4 protein-coding genes are annotated in these 3,650 nt (G+C 70.1%); 3 read left to right on the plus strand and 1 reads right to left on the minus strand.

Annotation, left to right across the window (positions count from 1 at the left end; translation table 11 throughout):
• A partial coding sequence (locus AOJ26_RS39470) for a phosphotransferase (protein ID WP_234358792.1) occupies positions 1–470 on the minus strand: 470 nt, incomplete at its 3' end.
• Between the two features lie 514 nt (positions 471–984).
• Between AOJ26_RS39470 and pdhA the strand changes: the two genes are divergently transcribed.
• The 3 genes from pdhA to AOJ26_RS39485 form a co-directional block, all read left to right on the plus strand.
• Positions 985–2,133: a pyruvate dehydrogenase (acetyl-transferring) E1 component subunit alpha gene (pdhA, locus tag AOJ26_RS39475; protein ID WP_053853162.1), complete on the plus strand. Its 1,149-nt coding sequence runs from the start codon at positions 985–987 to the stop codon at positions 2,131–2,133.
• A 2-nt stretch (positions 2,134–2,135) separates the two neighbouring features.
• Entirely contained in the window at positions 2,136–3,131 is a 996-nt protein-coding gene (locus tag AOJ26_RS39480; protein WP_053853163.1) for an alpha-ketoacid dehydrogenase subunit beta, read from the plus strand.
• A gap of 10 nt (positions 3,132–3,141) precedes the next feature.
• The coding region (locus AOJ26_RS39485; RefSeq protein WP_324614010.1) for a biotin/lipoyl-containing protein at positions 3,142–3,650 on the plus strand (509 nt) is incomplete at its 3' end.

A 3,650-nucleotide genomic window follows, 5' to 3' on the forward strand; every position in this document is an offset into this window, starting at 1 on the left:
CCTTGCGAGGACGCCACCCCTTCCCGCCCTTGCGAGGGCACCGTCCCCTCCCGACCCTGCAACGGCATCACCCGCTCCAGGCTCGCGTGCACCACCCCCAGCAGCGCCCCGAGACGGCCGCACTGGTCGGGGGTGAGCTGGCCGCCGTGGCGGTGGCGGCCCTCGATCCACGGGTGCAGAGCGTAGGCGTGGCCGCCCACGACGGCGACCGTGCGGCCGTCACGGGCGGGGAACGGCGGGGCGACCGGCACCCCGAGGGCGGCGAGGCGCTGGGTGGCGCGGTGCTGGCGGGCGATCGCCTCGGGGGCGGCCGTCTCGGGGTCGAAGTGGTGCTTGAGGAAGTAGTGGCCGCGGGTCGTGCGGAGCCGGTAGCCGCGGTTGAGGAGGCCCTGGTCGACGGGATCGCAGGCGAGGGCGGAACCGGCGGCGTACTGGCGGAGGAGGGCGCCCAGCGGGGGCGCGTGAGGCATGAGGGGTGGTACGGGAGAGCGCGGCACGCGCCAGATGCTAGGGCACGAATCAGGGCTGTGAGCTGGGCGTTGTCACAGGACGTCACAGAGCGCCACAGTAAGTCGCGGTCGGTCTCCTTCGGTCAGGCCGTACCGGCCCGCCGACGGGGCCGTATCCGCGAAATACGCTGATTTCTCCTTCTTGGCCCACTCGGCAAGTCGCAGCCGATAAGTCTTCCGGTGACCTGGGTAGACGGGATAACGTGCCGTTGCTCCGGCCTCCTGCAAGGCTGTGACCAGCACCCCTTCGGCCCTTTTCCGATTTACTTGGAAATCCAAGCAAAATCGCAGGTCAAAGGGGGTTTCACAGAAATGTGAAGCACTGGGTAACGTGATTCTTGCAGGGCGCTCGCCGGGGCACCTGTCACGCCTGTTCCGGCCGAGTGGCACCCACCCCGTGCACGGGTGTCGGCAACAGGTGAGCCGCACTGGTACACCCGGCAACCCCGGGGGCCGGACCGACGGAGGAGCACACGTGACCGTGGAGAGCACTGCCGCGCGCAAGCCGCGACGCAGCGCCGGGACGAGGAAGTCCCCGAGCACCAAGCCCGAACTGGTTCAGCTTCTGACGCCCGAGGGCAAGCGCGTCAAGAACGCCGAGTACGACAAGTACGTCGCCGACATCACTCCCGAAGAGCTTCGCGGCCTCTACCGCGACATGGTGCTCACCCGCCGCTTCGACGCCGAGGCCACCTCCCTCCAGCGCCAGGGCGAACTGGGCCTGTGGGCCTCGCTGCTCGGCCAGGAGGCCGCCCAGATCGGCTCGGGCCGGGCGCTGCGCGACGACGACTACGTCTTCCCGACCTACCGCGAGCACGGCGTGGCCTGGTGCCGCGGGGTCGACCCGACCAACCTGCTCGGCATGTTCCGGGGTGTGAACAACGGCGGCTGGGACCCGAACAGCAACAACTTCCACCTCTACACGATCGTCATCGGCTCCCAGACGCTGCACGCCACCGGCTACGCGATGGGCGTCGCCAAGGACGGCGCCGACTCCGCGGTCATCGCCTACTTCGGCGACGGCGCCTCCAGCCAGGGCGACGTGGCCGAATCGTTCACCTTCTCCGCGGTCTACAACGCCCCGGTGGTGTTCTTCTGCCAGAACAACCAGTGGGCCATCTCCGAGCCCACCGAGCGGCAGACCCGCGTGCCGCTCTACCAGCGCGCGCAGGGCTTCGGCTTCCCGGGCGTGCGGGTCGACGGCAACGACGTGCTCGCGTCGCTCGCGGTCACCAAGTGGGCGCTGGAGCGGGCCCGCGCGGGCGAGGGCCCGACGCTCGTGGAGGCGTACACCTACCGGATGGGCGCCCACACCACCTCCGACGACCCGAGCAAGTACCGCGCCGACGAGGAGCGCGAGGCATGGGAGGCGAAGGACCCGATCCTGCGCCTTCGCCGGTACCTGGAAGCCGCAAACCACGCGGACGAGGGATTCTTCGCGGAACTGGAGAGCGAGTCCGAGGCGTTGGGAAGGCGAGTGCGGGAGGCGGTCCGTGCGATGCCGGACCCGGACCGTTTCGCCATCTTCGAGCACGCGTATGCGGACGGGCATGCGCTGGTCGACGAGGAGCGGGCCGGTTTCGCGGCCTACCAGGCGTCGTTCGCGGATGGGGAAGGGGCCTGATCATGGCAGCGGAGACTGTGACAACGAAGAACATGGCCCTGGCCAAGGCGATCAACGAGTCGCTCAGGCACGCCCTGGACACCGACCCGAAGGTCCTGGTGATGGGCGAGGACGTCGGCAAGCTCGGCGGCGTGTTCCGGGTCACCGACGGGCTGCAGAAGGACTTCGGCGAGGACCGGGTCATCGACACCCCGCTCGCCGAGTCCGGCATCGTCGGCACCGCGATCGGCCTGGCGCTGCGGGGCTACCGGCCGGTGGTGGAGATCCAGTTCGACGGGTTCGTGTTCCCGGCCTACGACCAGATCGTCACCCAGCTCGCCAAGATGCACGCCCGCTCGCTGGGCAAGGTCAAGATGCCCGTCGTGGTGCGCATCCCCTACGGCGGCGGCATCGGCGCGGTCGAGCACCACTCGGAGTCCCCGGAGTCGCTGTTCGCGCACGTGGCGGGCCTGAAGGTGGTCAGCCCCTCCAACGCCTCCGACGCGTACTGGATGATGCAGCAGGCCATCCAGAGCGACGACCCGGTGATCTTCTTCGAGCCCAAACGGCGTTACTGGGACAAGGGCGAGGTCAACACCGAGGCGATCCCCGGGCCGCTGCACAAGGCGAAGGTGGTCCGCGAGGGCACCGATCTGACGCTGGTCGCCTACGGCCCGATGGTCAAGCTCTGCAAGGAGGTCGCGGACGCGGCCGCCGAGGAGGGCAGGAACCTGGAGGTGCTGGACCTGCGGTCCGTCTCGCCGCTGGACTTCGACACGATCCAGGCGTCGGTGGAGAAGACCCGGCGGCTGGTGGTCGTGCACGAGGCCCCGGTGTTCTTCGGCTCCGGTGCGGAGATCGCCGCCCGGATCACCGAGCGGTGCTTCTACCACCTGGAGGCGCCCGTGCTGCGGGTGGGCGGCTACCACGCCCCCTATCCGCCGGCGCGGCTGGAAGAGGAGTACCTGCCGGGCCTGGACCGGGTGCTGGATGCCGTCGACCGCGCTCTGGCGTACTGAGGAGAGGGCCGTGACGACGATGACGGACGCGTCCGTACGCGAGTTCAAGATGCCCGACGTGGGCGAGGGCCTGACCGAGGCCGAGATCCTCAAGTGGTACGTCCAGGTGGGCGACACGGTCACCGACGGACAGGTGGTGTGCGAGGTGGAGACGGCCAAGGCGGCCGTCGAACTGCCCATCCCCTACGACGGGGTGGTGCGCGACCTGCGCTTCCCCGAGGGCACCACGGTCGACGTGGGCACGGCGATCATCGCGATCGACGTGAGCGGCGGCAGCGCCCCCGCGGCCGAACAGAGCCCCGCCGCGACTCCTGAGGCCGCGGCGGCTCCGGAAGCTCCTGCCGAGCCCGAGCCCAAGCCGGAGGGCACCGGTCGGCAGCCGGTCCTGGTCGGCTACGGCGTGGCCGCCTCCTCGACCAAGCGGCGCCCCCGCAAGGGCCCCGAACTGCCGGTCCAGCAGGCCTCGGCGGCCATCCACGCGGAGCTGAACGGCCACGGCCCGGCCCCCGCGGCCTCAGG

The organism is Streptomyces sp. NRRL B-24085, from assembly GCF_001282115.1.
Taxonomy (GTDB): Bacteria; Actinomycetota; Actinomycetes; order Streptomycetales; family Streptomycetaceae; genus Streptomyces.